Annotated in this window: 16 protein-coding genes; 2 read left to right on the top strand and 14 right to left on the bottom strand. The window is 53.2% G+C overall.

Going from position 1 to position 19,996, the window contains the following annotated elements; genetic code table 11:
* Positions 1-1,056 (top strand): DUF4113 domain-containing protein (locus HMPREF3014_RS18905; RefSeq protein ID WP_141765460.1); only part of this gene is annotated, 1,056 nt, incomplete at its 5' end.
* A gap of 141 nt (positions 1,057-1,197) precedes the next feature.
* Here HMPREF3014_RS18905 and HMPREF3014_RS33685 read toward each other — a convergent pair.
* From HMPREF3014_RS33685 to HMPREF3014_RS18935, 7 genes are all read right to left on the bottom strand, one after another.
* On the bottom strand, positions 1,198-1,470 hold the full coding sequence (locus tag HMPREF3014_RS33685) for a hypothetical protein (protein WP_237751694.1): 273 nt from the start codon (positions 1,468-1,470) through the stop codon (positions 1,198-1,200).
* A gap of 106 nt (positions 1,471-1,576) precedes the next feature.
* A complete protein-coding gene (locus HMPREF3014_RS18910; protein WP_034017004.1) occupies positions 1,577-1,858 on the bottom strand; it encodes a hypothetical protein in 282 nt (93 codons plus the stop codon).
* 338 nt (positions 1,859-2,196) lie between these two features.
* Positions 2,197-2,430: a hypothetical protein gene (locus HMPREF3014_RS18915; RefSeq protein WP_033988199.1), complete on the bottom strand. Its 234-nt coding sequence runs from the start codon at positions 2,428-2,430 to the stop codon at positions 2,197-2,199.
* A gap of 329 nt (positions 2,431-2,759) precedes the next feature.
* Entirely contained in the window at positions 2,760-3,362 is a 603-nt protein-coding gene (locus HMPREF3014_RS33690; protein ID WP_034072893.1) for a DUF6088 family protein, read from the bottom strand.
* 15 nt (positions 3,363-3,377) lie between these two features.
* Positions 3,378-3,641 carry a BPSL0761 family protein gene (locus HMPREF3014_RS18925; protein ID WP_034016982.1) on the bottom strand — a complete coding sequence of 88 codons (264 nt, stop codon included), beginning with the start codon at positions 3,639-3,641 and terminating at the stop codon, positions 3,378-3,380.
* Positions 3,642-3,794: 153 nt separating this feature from the next.
* A complete protein-coding gene (locus HMPREF3014_RS18930) occupies positions 3,795-5,195 on the bottom strand; it encodes a DEAD/DEAH box helicase (protein WP_034016983.1) in 1,401 nt (466 codons plus the stop codon).
* Positions 5,192-5,782: a hypothetical protein gene (locus HMPREF3014_RS18935; RefSeq protein ID WP_034016985.1), complete on the bottom strand. Its 591-nt coding sequence runs from the start codon at positions 5,780-5,782 to the stop codon at positions 5,192-5,194. Before HMPREF3014_RS18935 ends, HMPREF3014_RS18930 begins: the two co-directional genes overlap by 4 nt.
* Before the next feature lie 102 nt (positions 5,783-5,884).
* Between HMPREF3014_RS18935 and HMPREF3014_RS18940 the strand changes: the two genes are divergently transcribed.
* Positions 5,885-6,115, top strand: a complete 231-nt coding sequence (locus HMPREF3014_RS18940; RefSeq protein ID WP_034016988.1) for a helix-turn-helix domain-containing protein — start codon at positions 5,885-5,887, stop codon at positions 6,113-6,115.
* A gap of 13 nt (positions 6,116-6,128) precedes the next feature.
* On the opposite strand, the gene HMPREF3014_RS18945 is transcribed toward HMPREF3014_RS18940, so the two are convergent.
* The 7 genes from HMPREF3014_RS18945 to HMPREF3014_RS34420 form a co-directional block, all read right to left on the bottom strand.
* Entirely contained in the window at positions 6,129-9,326 is a 3,198-nt protein-coding gene (locus HMPREF3014_RS18945) for a type I restriction endonuclease subunit R (protein WP_034016991.1), read from the bottom strand.
* Positions 9,327-10,685: a restriction endonuclease subunit S gene (locus tag HMPREF3014_RS34410; RefSeq protein ID WP_121136700.1), complete on the bottom strand. Its 1,359-nt coding sequence runs from the start codon at positions 10,683-10,685 to the stop codon at positions 9,327-9,329.
* On the bottom strand, positions 10,682-12,664 hold the full coding sequence (locus HMPREF3014_RS18955; RefSeq protein WP_034016997.1) for a type I restriction-modification system subunit M: 1,983 nt from the start codon (positions 12,662-12,664) through the stop codon (positions 10,682-10,684). The genes HMPREF3014_RS34410 and HMPREF3014_RS18955 overlap by 4 nt, the downstream gene beginning before the upstream one ends.
* Before the next feature lie 227 nt (positions 12,665-12,891).
* The gene (locus HMPREF3014_RS18960; protein WP_174535660.1) at positions 12,892-14,172 is read right to left on the bottom strand and encodes a tyrosine-type recombinase/integrase; all 1,281 of its coding nucleotides are present in this window, start codon (positions 14,170-14,172) and stop codon (positions 12,892-12,894) included.
* 415 nt (positions 14,173-14,587) lie between these two features.
* Positions 14,588-15,532, bottom strand: coding sequence for a hypothetical protein (locus HMPREF3014_RS34415; protein WP_126558616.1), 945 nt, complete (start codon positions 15,530-15,532; stop codon positions 14,588-14,590).
* The gene (locus tag HMPREF3014_RS18965; RefSeq protein WP_034016999.1) at positions 15,525-17,627 is read right to left on the bottom strand and encodes a tyrosine-type recombinase/integrase; all 2,103 of its coding nucleotides are present in this window, start codon (positions 17,625-17,627) and stop codon (positions 15,525-15,527) included. The genes HMPREF3014_RS34415 and HMPREF3014_RS18965 overlap by 8 nt, the downstream gene beginning before the upstream one ends.
* Complete coding sequence (locus HMPREF3014_RS34420) at positions 17,624-19,978, bottom strand: site-specific integrase (protein ID WP_126558615.1); 2,355 nt, start codon at positions 19,976-19,978, stop codon at positions 17,624-17,626. The genes HMPREF3014_RS18965 and HMPREF3014_RS34420 overlap by 4 nt, the downstream gene beginning before the upstream one ends.
* Between the last annotated feature and the right edge of the window lie 18 nt (positions 19,979-19,996).

The following is a 19,996-nucleotide window of genomic DNA, read 5'->3' on the forward strand; positions in this document are numbered from 1 at the left end:
CTTATTGACTTTCTATTACACATAAACGGCGATATGAGTCAGCGGGTGATGACCATCCTCGAGGGGATGGCTCCGGTGCTTGAGGTGTACAGCATCGATGAAGCGTTCGCCGACCTGACCGGTATGCCCGGCAGCCTGGAGATGCTAGGGCGGGAGATGCGTGCACGGGTGCTGCGCTGCACTGGCATCCCGGTGGGAGTGGGCATTGCCCAGACCAAGACCTTGGCCAAGCTGGCCAATCGTGCGGCGAAGCTATGGCAGCGGCAGACCGGTGGGGTCGTGGACATCCGTCAGCCCGAAAAGCGCGACAGGCTACTGCAGGTGATGGATGTCAGCGAGGTCTGGGGCATCGGCCGGCAGATGACCGCCCACCTGGCCGACATGAACATTCGTACTGCCTGGGATCTTGTCCAGGCCGACGCCTGGACACTGCGCAGCAAGTTCTCGGTGGTGGTGGAGAAGACGGCCCGTGAACTGCGCGGCACATCCTGTCTGGCGCTCGAGGAGCAAGTACCGCCGAAGCAAGAGATCTGCTGCAGCCGGATGTTCGGCAAGCGCTTGCATGAGCTACCGCCGATCCGTGAAGCGGTGGCCACCTACTCCGCTCGGGCCTGTGAAAAGCTCCGCACGCAGCGCTCCCTGTGCAAGAAGGTACGGATCAGCATCCGCACCGGCATGTTCAACCCGGACGAGCCGAAGTTCGCCAAGGGCATTATCTGTGAGTTGCCCTATCCGACCGACGATACCCGACTGATCACCAAGGCCGCCTCCGCGGGGCTGGAACTGATCTACCGGGCCGGCTTTGCATTCAGCAAGGCGGAAATCCTGTTGCTTGATCTGCGCCAGCGTGGCGAGTTCACCGACGACCTGTTCGTCGCGACACCGCCGGTGGCTGCCGAGCGGGTGATGGGGGTGATGGATGCGATCAATGCACGATGGGGGCGTGGAACCATGCGGCCTGCAGGGGTGCCGGCGAATCCGGACTGGGGCATGCGGCGAGAGATGATGAGTCCGAGCTATACGACGCGGATTGATCAGTTATGGACGGTAAAGTAAGGGCTTGAGGCGGCCTACCCTGGAAGATACAGGTGCCGACCATGAGCTGCCCGAGTGCGAACTGACTCGCTCTAGTTGACTCAAGCGTTCATTGCCCCAGAGCAATCAGCGAGGCTGGACTGACTGGCGGCTGTTGCGGCTCTATGATGAAATCTGCCTGATATCCAACACGACCCAGACCTCATACCCTTTCTCCCGTGCTGCTTTCTCGGCCTCGAGTTGGGCAGCGAGAGTACTGATGGAGCGGGATCGGTGCTCGAAGCGGAACGGCGAGCCACCGTTCTTGCGCACGCTCAATTCAACGAGTGTGAAGGTGGAGTGCTGTTTGGGTATTGGCTGCTTCGATTCTGATGGAGCGGGATCGAGACCGAGTGCGCGCCGCATCTCGACTTCAGTGAGTTTTGTGTCAGTCAAGCTAGATCCCTAGACGATTGCGGGTGACGCCATTGTAGCGAGAAGTCGTGCTGACATGGCCTAAGCTCGATGCTGGTGAGCCAACAACCTCATCTCTGCGATATGGCTACGAATCGCCAAAGTAGTCATCACGGGCGACTAGTCCGAATGGGCGTTGCTCGCAGGGCTGCTCATCGCTGAACAGATTCTGCGTGCGGCGCTCCTGCTTCAAAAACGCTAGCGCCGCGAAAAAGCAACTTTCGCATAGGTTGACTCGATAGCGTTCGCCATCATGCCCTGCGCCATAGCCCCAGAGCGCCTGGAGCGTCCCGAACTCCTCGCCGTATCCCGGCACCCTCGTAGTGGTAGCGCATACATCGCAAATGGTGTCTTCATGGATCTCTGTCATCGGGCAGTCCTCGTGCTCGTATAAAGAGGTTAACCGGTGGCACTGCGCAACGGAGCGCCTTTTGCCAATTTTCCAGCCCCGCTGCGTTAGCTCAAGCATGGTCTGGTGTGCCATGCCAGCGGTGGATGTGGCAGGTCTTCGACAACTGAACTGGGCTATCCAAAGGAGGATTCAAAAGCAGCTGCGCTGATATGCTTATCCACAGCTGCTGATGCAGAAATCAGCAATCCGACTGGGTCAATTTCCCATCAGCGCCAACACTTCAAGCTGTCCATCGACGACCTGTGCCATGACTCGTAACGCGACGAGTGTCCGGAGATGCGGTTGGCGTTGGTTTGTCATGGTTGTCCCCTGCACGTTTCTTGCGTTGCCGGCGGCGACCACTCCATTCCCTCTTCGAGGATCGGATGGCTTTCGCTCACGACGATCAACGGTTTGTTCCGATTCTCCAGCGCGAACATGGCGATGGAGCCTTCGACGTCCGCCGCCGGCACCTCCCCCTGTGGGTCAAGCCTGCCAACCCAGACATATTGCCGGGTCTCCAAACATGCAAGGTAATACGAAATACCCATGTTTCCTCCGAATTTGAATCAAGTCTTTTGCTGTGCCAATCCGGAACGGGAGGCGGTACTGCCGCAAACATCAAATGTTACCGCCAGTGCATTTTTGACCCAGGTGCCGACGCTATTCTGCCCCAACCCAGCAGTCTGAAAGCGAAATTCTACAACTCGTTTGGTGCTCGAAACTGGGTCAATGAAATTCCGGCATGTGGGTGGAAAATGCACCGGCGGCAACACTTACACACCCTCGGCCGCAAGCGGTCACGGCGTAAGTAGCCTGGCTCGGCTCCCTCAAACACATCTACGCTGTGCCGCCTGCGGGTCGACCTGATTCGAGCAGGTCATGTCAGCTCGAACGCCATGCGCATCCATTTCGGCATTTTGCAGGCCATTAATGTAGTTAGGTCTTCAGGCCTGAGCACCTTCTTGATCGCGGCAATGCATTCCGGGGTAGAACCGTCTTTACCGAGATAAAATAGTGCGCTGATAGCCATCCCCACCTCGGTCCCGGCATGCTGCATGACCATTGGTGCCGCATGTACCAGCCGGACTTCCGCTTTCCCTATAAATAGCGATCGGCTGGGCCCGCTGGTGTAATAGATCAGAATGAGTGGCATCTGGGTGCTCAGTCCAAACCTTCTAACCGCATTGGCACCATGAATCTGCAGAGCCTGACGGCTCTGTCTGGCAATCAGGCTCACCACTTCCCATGCGTTTGGGCGAACCCGTGCAACGTATCGACTGGATTTCGGGCGCATGTAGACTCCTCGATGCACCCGCTCAAGTTCGCCTCGGCTGACCAGACGGGCTATTGCCTTGGATACGGCGCTTCTCGTTCCAAGTGCCGCAAAGCGCCTTATGCTGAAGGGCTGCCCTTTGGGCAGGCGCTTGACCCGTTGCGCAATGCGAGTGGATACCGGCTGGGCAGAATCAGTGCAGGACATTGCGGCTCGCTGTTTTTATAGCGTGAACTCCAGCGACGAGCTGAACAAAGGCTGATGGAAAGCGATCATCCTCCGTCGGTATTCATCATCCGACGCATCATTCGTCAGGCACTCTTCAAGACGACCCAGCCAGAAAATCTGGTCGGCCGACGGGTAGTGCCTGAGCAGGCTTTTCGCATAGCTGCGGATATCCTGAGGCAGCTCAGTGTTACGGGCGAGCTCTCGCAGGAACTCTTCGGTCTTGATGACGCTGCGGGTTCTTTCGTGAGGAAGGGTCAATGCGGCTATCTCTTGATTTAATCAACCACGTCTATCGGAATCCGTGTCTTGAGCCCTATGCCCATCTTCCGAGCAGTTTGTTAGCCGGTACGGCGGTCGAGCCGTCCGCATTCGAAAGCGGACGCCACTCCATTTGAGTAAGGTGTCGCAGCACTAAAAACAAGCTAGCAAATGCTGCCTGTAATGCTGGGAAAAACTCACCTGATAGCTTGGCCCAGCTGCGCCCCCTCCCAGCGAGACGATGTTCGCGGTATCAGCTCCAATAACCTGCTCGGCCCCACTTCCAATACTGTCATCAAGACCACCGATATTGCCGGTGGCCCCAGTCCAGCCAGTCTTTGAACCTGAGGCGGAGGCCGGCATCTGCACCTCGTTCAGCACTGCCAGGTCATCCGGCAGATCATCCGCAATTCGCTCCGCAAAGCTCTGCAGCGTCGGCTCAGCCAGCATAAACAGCCAGGCCTGATCATCGGATTCACCTGTTCGCCGAAGCACCCGCCCCAGCACCTGCCTGTAATGCAGCTCGGTACGGATTCGGCTGAGGTAGCAGCACACCTGCAGGCGGGGTATGTCAGTACCCTCACTGATCATCCCAACGGCAACAATCCAGCGACAGGCGCTCTGCCTGAAAGCATTGATCACTTGCTGCGCATCCGAGGTTTTGTTGGTCACAATGCGGCAGCCTTCACCCCTGGCGTCCAGGGCCTGGGCAATTTGCTGGGCGTGCTCAATGTCGGTGGCAACTACCAAGCCAGCCGCATTCGGCTTGACCAGGCGAAGCTCATCCAACTTGCTGCAACCAAGATCGAGCAGTTGATCGATCACCTCGTCATGGCGCAACAGTTCTTCATAAGTGACAGGGGATTCCCCCAATAGCTTGGCGATGCTAGGAAACATCCTGACATTGCTCTCAGTGCCCAGCTCCTCGGTGAGTTTCACCTTCTGATTATCGAGCAGGACAATACGAGGGGAACGGCACACCCCGTCGGCAATTGCCTCTATCAGGCCGTAGCGATAGTCGCAGATCAGGTGCCCCTCGGGTGACGAGTAGCGGGCCAGGGCAATGGCCCTGTCGTCCGAACGCCATGGTGTGCCGGAGAGTGCCAAGGTGAAGGCGGCGCGGTCTTGTATCCGGTGCAGTATCTGCTGCCCCCAGGCGTTGCTTAGAAGTGGATCATGGCCGGCGCAGTGGTGAATTTCATCGAAGACCACAAGTACGCGGTAGTCATCAAGAAGCTGCCAGAAACTCTCATCACGGTATTCCATGGCCTGGTAGGTGAACGCCGCCCCCACTGCACCGATCTGACCGTCCAGACGCCTGCCAAGCACCGTAGCAAAGGTCGAGCGAAAGCCCTCGACAACCTGGCAGGATGGCGCGAAGCACATCACCAGATCGATCCTGTCCTGCTTAAGCAGTCTGCTGGCCAGCTCTGCCGCCATGCGCGTCTTGCCGGCACCCGGCGTTGCCTGGCAGAAGAAGTGCGGCGTGGCGGTAAAGTGCTCCAACGCCGTGTTGATGCAGCTGAGTTGCCAGTCTCGCAGCGATAGGGTCATCGTGCGGCGGCAAGCGTCTTGAGCGTCTTCTCGATGGCGCGGAGATGACCCAGCAGGCGCGAGCTGCGGTCTCTAGCTTCCAGATACTCGCCTTCGACCTTGTCCCGGAGATGCGGCATATCATCCAGGAGCAGCTTGTATCGCTCTGCCTCGCCCATCGAAGACAGGAAGTCCAACCGGATCTCTTTGTGGAGCGCTTCCAAGTGCTGATCTGCATCGGGTGAAGGTTTCAGCGATACAGCCGCATTATCAATTACTGACGGCTCCTGCTCTGGCTCAAAAGCAGTCTTGAGGCTGTTCTCGAACCCGTTGTCGATCAGCTCCAGCTGCAGATGCGCCGGGATGGGCTGCAGGTGGTAGACCTGTCCCCGCGCACGGCGCTCTTCATCATGTACAAGCCAGCCCTTGCGAACCATTCGGCGGATCTGCTCATACACGTAGCGGCGCACATCACCGATGCGAAAAGTTATGCCTTCCAGGCGCTTGGCGTAGGCATCGCGCAGTTCACCGGTCGTGAACCTTGTGTGCCCTTCCTCCTGAAGCAGCTCATACAGACGCCTGTCGAAGATAAACGAGGCCGATTTCATTGAGGCACCAGAAGAGTAATCGCGAAAAATGCGGATTATAATCCGTGGCCCGTGCGTCCGCAAACGCAGGATAGTGCCGCCTCAAGTGGAATTGAGACGGTCATGGAGAAGTTGGCGAAAGCGTTAGGGGAACGCATCCGAACACAGAGGAAGACCTGCCGGCTTTCTCAGGATGCACTGGCGCTGGCCTGCAGTATCGACCGCAGCTACATGGGGCGGATCGAGCGTGGTGAAGTAAACATCACCGTCGAGAAGCTCTATCGGATCGCAGCCGAACTCGCCTGCGACCCGACCTGTCTTCTACCTCAGATGTCAGAGCTGCAACCCACCTGATCGACATTGCCCCTCAAGAAGGCCTGAAATCACCACCGCTGTTACTTTGCCCCAAGCCTCCCGCCGCCGTCAGCATCTTCAAAATCACCAACGCAAACGCCCGGCTCTTGGTCTCGTTATCCAGCACTTCCAGCGACATTTTTTCGTGGTCGGTCATGGCGTCCAGCACGGTGTCGAGTACGCGCTTGGGGAACAGGCCGTGCATCACTTGCTCCACCGAGTGGTTGTTCACCTGGGCCATCACATCTTCCTGGCGGCTGATGCGGTTGGCGATGCCGGTGAGGAACTGCAGCTGGTCCTCATCACTCACTTCGGCGCCGAAGATATCGTTCAGCGCTTCGATGATTTCCGACAGCCGTTTCTTCTCCGGGTCATGGGGTTTGCCGCTGCCCAGCCCCGAGGCCGGATCGAGGCCGTAGTCGCCTTGCTCCTCACTCAAGCGCAGTTGGTGCTCGGCGCGCTTGGTCAGGCGGTAGTGGGTCAGTTGCAGTTCGCCCACGTCCACGCTTTCCTGATCGAGGCGATCCACCCGCAGCAGCGGGTGCAGGTGCTTGGCGTATACGCACAGCTGCTCCAGCTCGCGATCCTCATAGGGAATGATCTGCGAGAGGAACTCGTACAGACGCACGAAGCTCTGCAGATTCTTCTTGAACAGGTCGAGCTGATCCACCTGCTCGCCGGCTTCCTTGACGGCCGCCTCGGCCTTTTTCAGGCCAGCGCTGTCGCCGTTCTGCTCGGCGGTGCGCTTGAAGTCGAGTGCATGCTGGCGTGACTCCTGGGCCAGCTTGTAGCGCTTGGAGAAGCGCTCCTTGGCCGGTGCGCAGTAGTAGCTGAGCTTGCTGGCGGCGGCCTTGGGGTCGAAGAAGGCCAGCGCAAACGCCGCCACTTCCTCCCAGTGGTAAATGCCCTCGGCATCCAGCTTCTTCTGCAGGTCATAGATGAGCTGCGGATCGGTCACGTCGGTCAGCTCGGCCTTGGTGTAGTACGGCAGAAAGGCGTCGAGAATGTCCTGAGGATCGTTGAAGAAGTCGAGAATGAAGGTCGGCTTGCTGTCGCCGAAGGTGCGGTTCAGCCGCGACAGGGTTTGCACGCAGTCCACGCCCTGCAGCTTCTTGTCCACATACATGGCGCACAGCTTGGGCTGATCGAAGCCGGTCTGGTACTTGTTGGCGGCGATCATCACGTTGAAGTCCTGGGTGTCGAAGGCTTCCGCCAGATCACGCCCGTTCAGGCCGGGGTTGAGCAGGCTGCTGCTTTCCGTCACCTCTTCGGGGATCACCTCGTCCGGTAGCACACTGCCGGAGAAGGCCACCAGCGGGTGCACGTCGTTGTAGCCCATCTGCTTCACATAGGCCTGCACTGCCAGCTGGTAGCGCACTGCCTCCTGCCGGCTGCTGGTAACCACCATGGCCTTGGCCTGGCCGCCCAGCAGGTGGCGGATATTGGCGCGGAAGTGCTCGACGATCACCTCCACCTTCTGGCTGATGTTGTACGGATGCAGGCGCACCCAGCGCGCCAGCTTCATGCGCGCCTTCTTCGAGTCCACTTCCTCGTCGTCGCCGTCCGGGTGGGCGATCTTCCAGGCGGTGCTGTAGGTGGTGTAGTTCTGCAGCACATCGAGGATGAAGCCTTCCTCGATGGCCTGGCGCATGGAGTAGAGGTGAAACGCCTCGGGCTTGTTGTCGGCGCTGGCCGGCAGCGCCGGGTTGGCCGGGCGACCGAACAGCTCCAGGGTCTTGGCCTTGGGCGTGGCGGTGAAGGCGTAGTAGCTGATGCGCTCGTTGGGTGCGCGGGCGGCCACGGCGGCATCCAGCAGCTCTTCGGCGCTGATTTCCTCAGCCTCAGGCGCGTCGCTGCCGAGAATCTGCTTGAGCTTGCTGGCCGATGAGCCGGTCTGCGAGGAATGCGCCTCGTCGGCGATCACCGCATAGCGCCCGCTGGCCAGTTTGGGGTACTTGTCCAGGGCATCGAACAGCGCCGGGAAAGTCTGGATGGTGACGATGATGATGCGCGTCTGCTCGGCCAGCGCCTCGGCCAGTTGCTCGGATTTGCTCTGGCTGCCGATATCGCGGGTGATGCACTTGACCACGCCCTGGGCGTGCTCGAACTGGTAGATGGTGTCCTGCAGCTGCTTGTCCAGCACGGTGCGGTCGGTAATCACGATCACCGAGTTGAACAGGCGCTGGCCCTCGGCATCGTAAAGCGAGGCCAGTTGATGCGCCGTCCAGGCAATCGAGTTGGACTTACCCGAGCCGGCGCTGTGCTGAATTAAGTAACGCTTGCCCGGCCCTTCGGCGCGGGTGGTTTCAATCAGCGTATTGACCACTTCCCACTGGTGATAACGCGGAAAAATCAGGGTTTCTTTGGTGACGTGCTTGCCGTCGATATCTTCCTTCACGCTCTTCTGCAGGTGCAGGAAGCGGCCCAGCACTTTCAGCCAGGCATCCGGCTGGAACAGGCGCTGCCACAGGTAGCCGGTGGCGTACTGGCTGTCATCCGGCGCCGGCGGGTTGCCGGCGCCGCCGTCGAGGCTGCCCAGGTTGAACGGCAGAAAGAAGGTCTCCTTCCCGGCCAGCTTGGTGGTCATCGCCACCTCATCCTGGCTCACGGCAAAGTGCACCAGCGCGCCGCGCTTGAAGGTCAGCAGCGGCTCGGGCTTGCGCGTCAGCGGGTCTTTCACCGGGCGATCCTGGCGGTACTGGCGCTTGGCGTTTTCCACCGACTGCTTGAACTCGCTTTTCAGCTCCAGGGTGGCCGTGGGAATGCCGTTGACGAACAGCACCAGATCCAGCCTGGGGTTGTACTCGCCTTCTCTGAAATGGGGAGAGTAGGACACCTCCGGCACCACGCGCAGGCGGTTGCACTGGTAGCGCTTGAGGGTGTCCGGGTTCATGCCGTGGTCGGGCTTGAAACTGCACGCATCGACCTTCACCCCCGGCAGCTTGAAGCCATGGCGCAGCACATCCAGGGTGCCGTCCTGCTCCAGCTCGCGTACCAGCTTCTGCACCAGCACCGCTTCCGGGTTATTCGGGTTGGCCTTGCTGAACTTATCCCAACGCTCCGGCCAGGCGTCCTTGAAGTAGCCGAGAAAGTCCTCGGTATACAGCGCCGTGCGCCGGTCATAGCCGCTGGCCGGGCCGGTCAACCAGCCCTGCGCGGTCATGGTAGTGATAATGTCCTGCTGGAACTGGGCTTCCTTGCTGTCCGCCATTTATAAGGCCTCTGCTACTGCTAATTCGGGGGCTTGGGTGCCGGCTGGAGGCTGCCAGCCGCGCACGTCGATTTTGCCGGTTACGGCGGCGGAGATTAGAGCGGAGCGGCGCTCTTGGAGCAGCTCAACAGATCGAACACCTTCTGCAATCAATCGATCCCATCGATCCAGCTGCCTTGCAATGTAATCTGCAATCGCCGCCTGCTCGTCTAGGGGGGGCTGGGTAATCGGTAAATTTCCTATGACACCCATCCCTATATTCTGCTGTGTGCCGAAGCTCCAGCTAATCACTACTGACTCCTGAAAGCTGTATGAACGCATACTGTAAAAGACGAAATACGGTACGTAGTCACTTTTGCATCGCAACGCAGCTAGAGGTGACCAAATATTAAATTCATCATCCGTTTCTACAATCGCCGTAACCCCAGTCGTTGCACCTGACTTAACCATGTAAATATCGAACTTTTTTGGCAAATATTTCTTTGAGTATCGAGCGTGATCCTCTCTTGAAATATATCGAGCCTTCTCAAAATTAATGCGGCCTGTAGAAACTGCTTCAGCTGAGATAAAAAGCACACCATCGTCAATAAACTCAGGAGTCTCATGAGGCCCATCAGTGATTGGAGTCGATACAACATGCTTCAGGGGTACAACATCCCAATGCGCCGGCACCTCACCCAGCCACTTCACTCCGGAGTCTTTCATCGGCACCGTCGGATCGAGGCCTTTGGTGACGGCGGTAGAGATCACGGCCTGGCGCTTTTCCTTGAGCAGATCAATTAGGCGCTGCTGTTCTGCGATCAACGCGTCGATGCGAGCTGTTTCGTGGTCGAGGAATGCACCAATCGTTCTCTGCTCTTTAAGCGAAGGAAAAGGAAGGGATAGCTGAGCAAAGTTGTTATATCTGAGGGCTTGTCCATCACGAACAAGATTGCTCGTATTTTGCAGGGCAGAAATGAAAGATACGGACTTGAAGAGATGCTTAAAAAATCTATTGTCGAGTTCTCTATTGGCATAGAGCGGAACATATGCAGAGCTTACTGCTCCGCTATAAGAGCAAAACTCCAGCCCACCTTGGAAACTGCGCATGCTAATGACAAAGTCGTTAACTTCAGCTTTCTTTAAAATATCCCGTCCCAAGATAACCTGCATCACCTTCTGGTCTTCCAGCTGGGAAAATAGCTTTTGCGGGATTACTCCATACTTTTGCGAAGCAGTCAGCTGCTCATCACTTTCAAGAGCCTTAATATTTCTCTCCGAGAAGACATTTTTGCTCCGATACATATGCCAATGCACTGGCATATCACCGATCCAATCCTGCCCGGAACTCTTGTAATCCGGATAACGGGGAAACGTCATGCCGACAGCCCCTCAATCATCTGCTTGATGCGGTCAGTGCAGGCTTTCAGATCGCGGTCGATCTCGTCCAGCGGGCGCGGCGGCTGGAACACGTAGAAGTGGCGGTTAACCGGAATTTCGAAACCGACGATGCCGACTTCGCCATCCTGTTCATCGCGCTTGCTCTCGTCGATCCAGGCATCCGGCACATGGGGTTTTACTTCACGCTCGAAGTAGTCGTATACCGACTCGCCCAGTGGCACGTTCTCGTTATCACGCAGGCCGGCATCAGCTTCCGGCTGGCCTTTGCTGGTGCAGATATCCGCCTCGGGGTCGCGCTCGCTCAGGGCATTGAGGATGGCTTTCAGCTCCGGCGTGCTGGGGAATACATCGTGGGCATTGAGGGTCTTTTTCAGCAGCTTGCTGAACTGCTCGCGGTTGCGGTGCAGCTGGCTGGCATCCATGGCCTGCAGGGCGGTGATCAGCTGCTGGCGTAGGGGCTGGTCCATTTTCTCGATGGCTTTTTCTTCCAGCACCTTGTCGATGCGCTCGGGGCTGGCCTGGAAGTTCAGGCGCAGCGGGCGTTCGACGCTGATGCGCCGGTAGCCGAAGGCATCGACGGGGAAGATCTTGCTCTGCGGGGTCTCCTCGAAGCGGCCATACAGGCGCACCAGCTCGTCGATCTGCTCGTCGGTGATGTACTGGCGCTTGCTGCCCAGGGATTTGCGCATCTTGGCAAAGTGCTGGCTGCCGTCGATCAACTGCACCTTGCCCTTACGCACGGCGGCTTTGTGGTTACTCAGCACCCACACATAGGTGGCGATGCCGGTGTTGTAGAACATGTCCGTGGGCAAGGCGATGATGGCTTCGACCAGATCGTTCTGCAGCAGGTAGCGGCGAATCTCCGACTCGCCCGAGCCGGCACCGCCGGTAAACAGTGGCGAGCCGTTGAGGATGATGCCGATGCGCGAACCGCCTTCACGCGGGTCACGCATCTTGCTAACCAGGTGCAGCAGAAACAGCAGTGAGCCATCGGATACACGCGGCAAGCCCGGGCCGAAGCGGCCGTTGTAGCCTTTCTCCGTATGCTCGTCGGTGATCTGCTTCTGCACCTTCTTCCACTCCACACCGAACGGCGGGTTGCTGAGCATAAAGTCGAAGCGGTGCTCGGGGCCGGCCAGTTGGTCGTTGGACAGGGTGTTGCCCAGCTTGATGCTGGTGACGTCCTGGCCCTTGATCAGCATGTCCGCCTTGCAGATGGCGTAGGACTCGGGGTTGAGCTCCTGGCCATGCAGTGACACGGTGACCTGCTGACTGATGGACTGGATGTACTCGTCACCTTCGGAGAGGAAGCCGCCGGTGCCGGCGGTTGGGTCATAGATGGTGACGATGCTGTTGGGCGCGAGCTTGTGGTCCTGATCGGTGATCACCAGCGAGGTGGTGAGGTGCACGATATCGCGCGGGGTGAAGTGCTCCCCGGCGGTTTCGTTGGAGCTTTCCGCGAACTTGCGGATCAGCTCTTCGAAGATGATGCCCATGCCGAAGTTACTGATGCGCTCGGGGCTCAGATCAGTCGCGGCAAAGCGCTGCACCACCTGATACAGCAGGTTGGCAGCTGATAGCTGCTGCACGAAATCTTCAAAGTGGAAGTGCTCGAAGATCTCGCGGGCGTCCTTGCTGAAGGACTGCACATAGCTCATCAGATCGGCGGCGGTCTGGGTGTCGGACAGCGTGCCCAGAGTCAGCTTGGAGGCATTGAAGAACTGCTGCCCGGCAGCACGCAGCAACAGACGCTCACGCACCAGATCAGGCCGCCCCTCCTGCGCATAGGATTCCCGGATCACCACTTCCTTGGTCGGCTCCAGCACGCACTCCATCCGCCGCAGCAGGGTGAACGGCAGGATGATGCGGCCGTACTGAGATTGCTTGAAGTCACCGCGCAGCAGGTCGGCAATCGACCAGAGAAAGGCGGCCGTCTGGGAATGGTTTTCCGTGTTCACGCAACTGCTCCTTGAAAGGCGTGCAAAGCGCCGAGTGTAACTGAAGAGGGGCAGGCGAAATCACTTCGAACCCAAAGCCGTTGGCGCTTAAAGCGCTGATGCGTCTAAACCTATCTACAGAGGCAAGTCAGCCGGCGGCACCTTCCCGATTTGTCCTGACCGTATGCACTCCCATATCGACGTGTCCAGATCTGCTCACCAAGAAGGCAGCATGTCTAGTGCCTGTTCTACACCACAATCTCAGAGTAATTATGTCGGTCTAAAATAGCGGACAAACCAGCATCAACGCGCGAACGATGAAGATCAGTCAGAAGATTGTCGTGCACATATCGGTTGACTAGATGAACATAGTATTCAAGTGTAGTTCTAACATCAGTGTGGCCCAGCATTTTCCTGAGATCTTCGTCGAGCGCTGCATCGTAAATAAAATTCCTTCCAAGTCTATTCTGAGCTTTCAACGCCTCATAAACAAAATATGTCGCACAGGTGTGCCTGAGCATTCGTGCATTGAATCGTATGGCTTTAAAATCAGTAGCGCTCTCGGAGTTCTTCGCTGCAGAAACCACCTTGCTAAAGTTATAACCAAGCATTCCATGAGTAACAACATCACCACGAGCGGAAAGAAACAAGTCGCTATTCCTTGGTGGAATGCCATGCTTAGCCTCATATAGTTTCGCTCGTTGCCGCCTTAAGGGTAAATAATACTCGCAAATAACTCTCCACAGCTTCCCTGGAAAGTCTATGGAGCGCCATTTTCCCTTGGACCTAAAATAATAATAGATAGCGCCATTATCTAACCCTTCTGGGTACTCACCCTCATCATAAGGAATGAATCCATAATTTTCATTTTTCCCTCGGTAAGGCAATTGAAAAAGATCAATCGGTCTAAGCCCGGTAATTCGTATGATCGCTGCGATAATTTGATAAACAGGATCATTCATCACACCGAGAGCTATTTCATAATCAGTTTGCCTTACAAATTTCTGCATTTCTCGTTGATGCATTGCTGGTCTACCACTGGGCAGATTAAATCCCAAGGTAGTAACTTTAACCCCTGGGTCGATATGGGCCAGGAGTTTCTGGTCTTTCAGCATGTATCGGATATCAGTACTACTGATATCCAAATAGTGTTTATAGCCCTGCCTTTCGGCCCACTGATAGAAGCTCCAGACCCTTGCCGCAATGTGATACATGGTTTTGTGAGACGGACCATCAGGAAGCGCATCCGTTGGAGATGCTATGTGAACAAGGAAGGCATCAAAAACATCCTCATCCACCAACTGCCAGTTCTGCGCGCCAAATACAACTTCAGCCCCTTCGATTGGGCTATCGTCCAACCACTGCAAAAACCTTCTCAGGATATTCGCATAGTTTCTTGTCGTTTCATCACTCCTTGAACGTATCTTCGAGACAGCCATCGCCCACATGGTCGGTGCTTCAAGGACGTTATGATTATCATCAAAATAAATCCCTACGCGCCCTCGCATATAGCCAGAGTGGCTGGCCAAACCGTTTCCAAAATGAAGGATACACATAACTATTTTGGCCTCGATAAGGGGTATACCACAAGCGATTTAGAAACTTCATTTAAATAGTCATTAAACTTACAAAGCGAAGCAGACAAATCTCCTAATCGCTGCTCTAATTCTTCTTCATCATGAGTTAAACCATTTTGGTGAGCACAATTGGTATCCGCACTGCGCCCATAAAGAACACCATGCGCTCTTAATTCGGACTCAAGATCACGAAGCAGAGTTACTACCTGTGCGTTTTGATAAATTATGCTTCGCTGAATCCCACACGCTTCAACCAGCTTTACTCTTGAAAGCCTAGTCATATCTGCTGAAACGAAATCAGCCCAGTCTCCCAAGAGACGTCGCTCTTCAACAAACGATTGGAAACGCTTTAGACCATTCACTGATTTCAAGCCAAGATGATTGAGTCGAAATTTTCGCTGAATTGTATTTCTTCGAACCGCGCAGCCACAACTTTGATGGATGAAATATTCAATTCAAGAGCCGCACCATTGAACTGTTTTTCGGCCCTAGAGATACAGGCATCAAGGCCTAGACTAAATCGAACACAGTGCACAGGCGCGTTAAATTCTTTCCTAACCCTAGAAACTAACAAATTCCGAGTTGAAACTGTATCACTTGCTCCACTGACATATAAGGATACACCTGGAGTAGGTGGCTTGTGATTCTCAATCCAAGATGACTTGCCGCACATTGGAAGACCACACATTATGTAGACTGCGGTAACAAGTGAAGATCGATTCTGACTAGCTAACGAATCCAGTTTCTCCAAAAAACTCAGAATGGCCTCAGAATCTGAGACTGCATTAGGCACTTCCAAAATAATCTTCGAAGTGATAATTCCTGATACCGCAGGAGTTAATGATTCAGCAAGAGCCGCCTTGAGATCTGCACGTAGGATTGCGTTCTGATTCTTCTGATGAGTTAGCTCTTGAAGGAGCTTAGCCTTCTCAACTTGCTTAGCAGGCTTTTCACTAGCCAACGCAAAGTAATATTGTACCCTGTCGATCAACTGATTATATGTGGTGCTAGCGCGCTCCCTTAGTAGGGCTAACTGCTCCTCCAACTCCTTCAGTCGATGATGTATTTCTTGAGTATTTTTGAGTGGCTTTTTGACATCCTCACTTGAATCCTTTGTATAAACCCCAGAATGAGTTGTTCCTTTTATGACTTCTCTGACCTTCACCCAGTCAGGATCATGCTTTTGATTGATTGTTGCACGACCGACACCGGATAATTTAGAAACTTCCATCACTGATAACTTTTTTCGGCCGTCGCTTTGGAGCGCTGAAATAGTCGCATACACCCGATTGAGGAGATCCTGCTTAGCCATGCGCTACCTGCTTTAGGAAATTATGTGCTTCATCCCCTACAACCTCGTGAAGTCGCTTAAAGGCTTCAGCGATACGCCTCTGCGAATACTCCTTCTGAGTCGCTCCACAGTACCTATGCTTAATCATATTATCGTGGAAAATTATCTCATTTTTTAATGATGGAACATTGGCCTCGACAAATGCAGCATATCTACAATTATATGGGTCACACGCAAACAAGTTTGGATGAAGCCTCGACCCAGGGCTATCATTCTTAGCATCACAAGGTGACTCGCTGGTAAGACCCGGCGTTCGCATACAGATTGCAAGATTCGTTCTATGCAGAAGCTTCACACCTTCATCAAGCAAAGAGGCGATATACTGACTTAAACTCTCTTTTCCCGCGCTTTGCAATTTAGCCCTGAGTATTGGAGAAGAATTAGCAGTCTTGGCCAACCTTTTGCCGCCAATGCCCCCAATTTGACCAGAAATTACACCTTGCAAAACCTCGACGAGAATTTCCGTATTTTCTTCAATCAACGTAGCTTTGACTTCATCGTTCACGCCAGGTAAAGAAAGGATGTACCTTAACGTCATTTTTAAGCTGCGGTGAGAAAAGAGGCGTTTAATAATTTCAAGATTCCGCGAATCTTGATGAATTATATAAAGGGCAAGTGACTTCCGAAAACGATGTGGGTGTACTCTATAATCAATACCTAGGTTGTTTGCCACTCGATTGCAAGCTCGCTCTACCACAGTGGACTGCGGAGTGTTTCCAAAACTAAACTTTGGTATCTTGACAAACAGATAGTCGTGATTACCGTAAGCACGAGCATCACGCCCTATTTCAATTATTACTTCAATTGCGTCAGCAGCAATTTTTGGGATAGGTATTGTTTTAATGTCGCCCTGTGACGAAATAGAGGTTTTGAAAACAGTATAAGTAAGCCAATAACCCTCAGACTTAAACGAAAGACAATCCACCTTAAGTCCAATGACCTCTGATCGGCGCATCCCAGTAAGGCATAGAAGAAGCACGATACACGCATCGATCAGAGAGACAACAACGCTAATCACAGCAGTTTGATTTATATACTCCCCCTCATCATTCTCATGCGTTCTTTCCTTGATTTCTATTCCCCACCAGGGAATACCGCTATCTAGTAACTTAGGTTTATAATCCCTAAATCTTTTAACTCCCTCAACGGACGCCGTTGACACACCAAAATTTATCGCGGCAAGCTTTTCGGGGTTCTCAAAAGCACCTACTATGGTTGGCGCAAAATTTTTATACAGCCAAAGGACGTCATCGCTATAGTTTTCAACAAACCCCACACAGTATCTAAATATTTCTGCATAGTCATCGAGCGGAATGGGTTCGAAAGGTCGAGAGGACTCGTCGTATTCTCTTCTATATTTGGCGACAAGCTCTTTAGTTACGTATGAATCGTATAGTGAGTACTCTGACGGAAGCATACCCATCGATGAGACGCCCTGCCAAAAGGACATTAAGTAACAGAATTCCCACTTAATCCCAGATGTGGGCAGCGACTCTATATAGTGCTCCACACTCGACTTAGCCAAATCATTCACCGTCCTAAAATCTGGTGAATTTTCCGAACCTAAATATAGACCTTCGGCATGAAATAACCCGACAAGTCTTAATACTTTTGTTTTATCTGTCTCAAGAGATGTATAAGCATTAATACGACCATGAATTCCGAAATGCGGTACACGGTAAAATAGTAGCGCCCTAGCAATATTCACCCAATGTTCGTGTCCTACTCCACAAACATTCATGCCATACATATTCACATAATCAAAATTGATACGTATGGGAAATCCATAAGGGGAGGGGTAATCCCCAAAATCCCAAACCGGATCGCCGAAAGAGCTTCTAGGACTTACCCTAATATAACTCCACTCGTTCTTATCAATTCTGGAAAGATTGAGTAAATTTACACTATCGCAAATGATCCCAAGTGATGAGTCGCCACTCAGAACCTCATCTTCTTCTTCAGTAGCGATAGGCTCTGACTCTTCCTCGTGACAACCCAGTCCATTCCTTATTTCTTCTAAAACGGCTTTTATTTGGTCACGTGTTGGAGTTGTCATGAGAGCCCTATCATTGTCAATGGCAGTGCAAAACCGTTATGTTCCGATCGATCTATTGCCTCAGCAACCTCAATCGGATCCCCCCAGCCCTCTAGAACCCCCTTCCACGCTAAATACTCAGCGCGATAGCTTTTCTCCCATTCTAAGGGATTTAACCGCTCCCTCAGACCGTCAAGGTCGGAAATTCTTCTTGCAATAAAAGGTAATGCTTCTTTGAAGATCACACACTGTGAGCATAACGGGCAACGATTAAAGTAGTTGCAAGGCGTATCCGTCCTAAGAAAACTTTCAGCGCCTGGCCAATCTGGTCGTCTTGAATTTAGACAACTTGCAATGAATGTCTGACCTTCCGGAGAAAGCAACTGTATTACCGAATCTTCAGAAGAATTCAGCCTGCCGACTAATGGTGCAACAACTGACCGTAGTTCTTCTTTGCTACCGCAGCGTAGAGTGGCTTCACGCAGCTCAACCAAAGACACATCTGTAAGAAGATTTGCTGAGTAACGCCTAAAATCTTCTTCATGCTTTCTCTGAATCTTCCTTAGACGCCCATTTAATATTTCTGCCGACCCCCAGTCACTATCATAATGATTCACTGTGGTATCGATATCCGAATGCCCCATCATTGCCGAAACTTCGTCTATATCTAAACCCTGTTCTCTCCGTCGAGTTTCGTAAGTGGTTCGAAGACGTTTCGTTTCAATTCTGGGGGATTTGGTATCCGTATCCAATTTTATGCGGTGGCGATGTAGAAACTCCGTTGATGCGTGCCCAAAATTCGTAGTGGTCACCGGCGTGCATAAGCGACCAAACTTATTCCACAGATTCTTCGAAATGACACACTGAAATAATTTACCCTTTAAATAATGAGGCGACGACAAATGCTTGGTTACTTCAGCGGCAACAAAGCGCAAGATCTGATACGCGCCAAACTTATCTCGCTTGTTTGATCTATGCATTTGGCTTTTGTCGGACCGTCCCTTGTACCCATAAATAATCACATAGTCATCATCCAGAAGGTCCTCCTCAATGTGGTCGTCTAGGTTATCGCTTATCGATACCACAACCTCAAAGTTCCAGCCCGTCTGCAACATCACGAAGAGAAAGAATGGGAATATAGTTCCCATTGTGAAGGCTACTCTGCTGAAGTATGCCATTTGACCTACTTCATAGGGTAGGTGCTCTGGCCCAACCCTCATATACATCAAGGCCGACCGTAATTTTTTTTCCAGCGTAGAATATTTTTTGTTTGTTCCGTGAGCGGTGTTTTTACTCCACTCAGTGGAAAAGAGATGTCCAGCTTCCTCGAAGCTCACTTGCATAGGCCAATCAGGATAAAGTCTTCCTACATTTGCAGTTGCAATTCGCCCAGATTCTTCTCGATCACAGCCATACACCATCCCCCGTTCACTGACCTCAGTACCAACTACAGGGCGACCTTTAGCCGCCAGTTCATGGGCGCGGGCTCGGTAAATGCCCAGAAACCTCTCTATACTTATTCCATTTGCCCGTATGTATTCTTTAACATCTCCAGTGGAGCGTATAACCCACTCAAACCCTTTAATGTGTGTCGCCTTGATTGACCCGTTGGATCTTTTAGTTTGCTCTTTTACAACCAGATCAAACATCAAGTTTTCTAATGAAAGATCGTATGCCAGAATTGGCTTCTCGCCTTCCACTACACCATTGTAACTCTCCATCCACTTCATAATAAACTTAATATCGATCAGGCATCCCTCCACAAGCTTATTATGAATCTCCCTGCTGTATCCTTCTGTTACTTTCTCGTTCATCCCCGGTCCAGTCGGCCATTCAAACCCTTTGCCGACCCAGCCCTGCCCTTTATATTTATTCTTCAACGAAAGGAAGATATTTTTTAATGCACCGTATCTTTTTCTATTTACGGTGCGACCTGGATACGAACGAATTAGAAATGACCTAAAATTCACGCATACCTGCCCATCGACATCAGCAACACCTTTGACTGATTTATTGATCGGCTCAGCGCTATTAAGAAACAGCACAAACTCTTGAATTGAGTAATAGATGTCTTGATGGGATTGATATGTGATCAATCTCTTTGCGGAATGGAGCTGCGCACCTATAAGTAACTGCTGGACAATTAATTTATGGTGCGGATACTCAGTGACAAGATCTGTGAAGTCACGGACGTATTCCCTTGTGCCAGTAGTCTTGTTTCGGACAAGCAACCCTTGAGCTGAAACATCGACTTGTCCCCTAGCAGTGCTTCTTTCTTGAATCGCTTGGGGGGTGTTTTCTGGGAGCTTTCGCTGGAGGGTCGGTCGTTCTCGCGACTCAAGTGCAGACTTGGAGAAAGGCTTGCGTGGCATCTGACGTCCATTTGGATG

The organism is Pseudomonas sp. HMSC065H01, from assembly GCF_001815235.1.
GTDB classification, from domain to species: domain Bacteria; phylum Pseudomonadota; class Gammaproteobacteria; order Pseudomonadales; family Pseudomonadaceae; genus Pseudomonas; species Pseudomonas aeruginosa.

Coding starts and splice junctions, on each gene's coding strand:
- HMPREF3014_RS33690 (WP_034072893.1), bottom strand. CDS start 3,362: ATGTCCTGCACTGATTCTGCCCAGCCGGTATCCACTCGCATTGCGCAA.
- HMPREF3014_RS34415 (WP_126558616.1), bottom strand. CDS start 15,532: ATGGCTAAGCAGGATCTCCTCAATCGGGTGTATGCGACTATTTCAGCG.
- HMPREF3014_RS18915 (WP_033988199.1), bottom strand. CDS start 2,430: ATGGGTATTTCGTATTACCTTGCATGTTTGGAGACCCGGCAATATGTC.
- HMPREF3014_RS18935 (WP_034016985.1), bottom strand. CDS start 5,782: ATGAAATCGGCCTCGTTTATCTTCGACAGGCGTCTGTATGAGCTGCTT.
- HMPREF3014_RS18910 (WP_034017004.1), bottom strand. CDS start 1,858: ATGACAGAGATCCATGAAGACACCATTTGCGATGTATGCGCTACCACT.
- HMPREF3014_RS18945 (WP_034016991.1), bottom strand. CDS start 9,326: ATGGCGGACAGCAAGGAAGCCCAGTTCCAGCAGGACATTATCACTACC.
- HMPREF3014_RS18930 (WP_034016983.1), bottom strand. CDS start 5,195: ATGACCCTATCGCTGCGAGACTGGCAACTCAGCTGCATCAACACGGCG.
- HMPREF3014_RS18940 (WP_034016988.1), top strand. CDS start 5,885: ATGGAGAAGTTGGCGAAAGCGTTAGGGGAACGCATCCGAACACAGAGG.
- HMPREF3014_RS18965 (WP_034016999.1), bottom strand. CDS start 17,627: ATGACAACTCCAACACGTGACCAAATAAAAGCCGTTTTAGAAGAAATA.
- HMPREF3014_RS34410 (WP_121136700.1), bottom strand. CDS start 10,685: ATGACGTTTCCCCGTTATCCGGATTACAAGAGTTCCGGGCAGGATTGG.
- HMPREF3014_RS34420 (WP_126558615.1), bottom strand. CDS start 19,978: ATGCCACGCAAGCCTTTCTCCAAGTCTGCACTTGAGTCGCGAGAACGA.